A 1,501-nucleotide genomic window follows, 5' to 3' on the forward strand; every position below is an offset into this window, starting at 1 on the left:
TTGACATACAGGTTATAAACGAGTCCAAACATACCCAAACCTAGATTCCAAACAAAGTTAAACCAAAAGAACAGCAAAATATTTCGGCTGTATCCCTGAAGCTGAGACTTCCATTCTTGTAGCAAATTCGTCATGCGAGATTCCTGCCTTTGTATTGTGTGTCTAATTTGTAGCCGCTTTACCCATTCTACCATCGGTAAATAATTTTGAACACGGGAAAGGCTTGATATTAAATGGGATCTGTATAATAATAAGTAGTCTAATCTACGAAACAGGGAGAACATGCTGAAAATGTCTACATCAACGAGTACCGTTACGGAAGAACAGAAACCAGAAGTCGAACAGATTGAAATTTGGAAATGTAAAGAGGCAGACTGCAAAGCATGGGTTCGCAAAGAATTCGTTACGGAAGATTTACCAACATGCCCACTCTGCAAAAATCCGATGATCCGCAGCTATAAGCACGTGCCAGTGACTGCGAAAAAAGGAAACAAAAAGTTCCTTGTAGGGAAAAAACGTTTCTAATTATGAATATCCAAAGACCAAAGCATCTTCAACAACGCTCTTAGAGTGATGCTTTCGGTCTTTTTTTCTTGCAAGATTAGCGGTGAACAAGCATACGATGATTAGTGAGGGGGAATGCCGATGAAGCAGCCTGATCTAAATCTAAGTAATGATACCTTAGTGTTGATAGAGAAACTCAAAAAGAGAAAGAAAGAATGGGATAGACTTAAGAAGACGCAATGGATATTTCTCATTCTTACTGGCGCTTTGCTACTCTATTTCACAATATCTTTCTATCAGAAGGTTTTATTAGTTTCGGGTGGCAATGCCTTAGCCATCCTTGACTTGCTTGTTTCGAACCAACGATTATCGGTTTCTCTACTAGCTTGCATAAGCTTTTTCATGTTTAGCCGAAACCTTGTGAAGCAAAAAGAGAAAGCCAAAACGAAGTACGAGAATATACGGATGGAAACCGTTGACAGGCTGGATGCTAATTGGTTGGGTGACGTTAAGTCGGAAGCGCGCGATCAAATTTCTAGTTATCTTGATAAGGAATTTGATATTAATATTGCCTACAAGAGTTAAATCGTTAGGAAAGATGGATATTTATCTGAGATAGAGGGTATAATAAGATAAAACTATGCCCGAAGAATACCAAAAATCGCACTACTGGAACTGAGGTAATTTGAATGTTATATCCTTCCATTGATAAACTGCTTGATATCGTAGATAGTAAGTATTCGCTGGTTGTCGCTTCTTCCATGAGAGCAAGATCTTTGCGTGATGGCGCTAAGTCAGATTTGAAGGGCCAAAAGTCTCACAAATATGTTGGGATTGCTTTAGAAGAACTTTATGGCAACTATATCAGTTATGAAAAACTTGTGACTGAGACGGATCAGAAATAAATAAGTGGTGAAGTTTAGCACTCTCAAGAAATTGAGGGTGCTACATTTTTTTTAGCTGAAGGGTGGACTTTATTTATGCCCAAGTGTGAAAT

General features: G+C 38.5%; 3 protein-coding genes. All 3 read left to right on the forward strand.

Annotated elements, in window-relative coordinates; translation table 11 throughout:
* Window positions 1-291: 291 nt before the first annotated feature.
* A complete protein-coding gene (locus tag AC1DUA_RS37135) occupies window positions 292-525 on the forward strand; it encodes a cold-inducible protein YdjO-related protein (RefSeq protein WP_477504491.1) in 234 nt (77 codons plus the stop codon).
* 120 nt (window positions 526-645) lie between these two features.
* Window positions 646-1,089 carry a DUF2663 family protein gene (locus AC1DUA_RS37140; protein ID WP_477504492.1) on the forward strand — a complete coding sequence of 148 codons (444 nt, stop codon included), beginning with the start codon at window positions 646-648 and terminating at the stop codon, window positions 1,087-1,089.
* A gap of 104 nt (window positions 1,090-1,193) precedes the next feature.
* Window positions 1,194-1,409, forward strand: coding sequence for a DNA-directed RNA polymerase subunit omega (gene rpoZ / locus AC1DUA_RS37145; protein WP_477504493.1), 216 nt, complete (start codon window positions 1,194-1,196; stop codon window positions 1,407-1,409).
* Window positions 1,410-1,501 lie beyond the last annotated feature (92 nt).

Source organism: Paenibacillus sp. 01T422, from assembly GCF_056398785.1.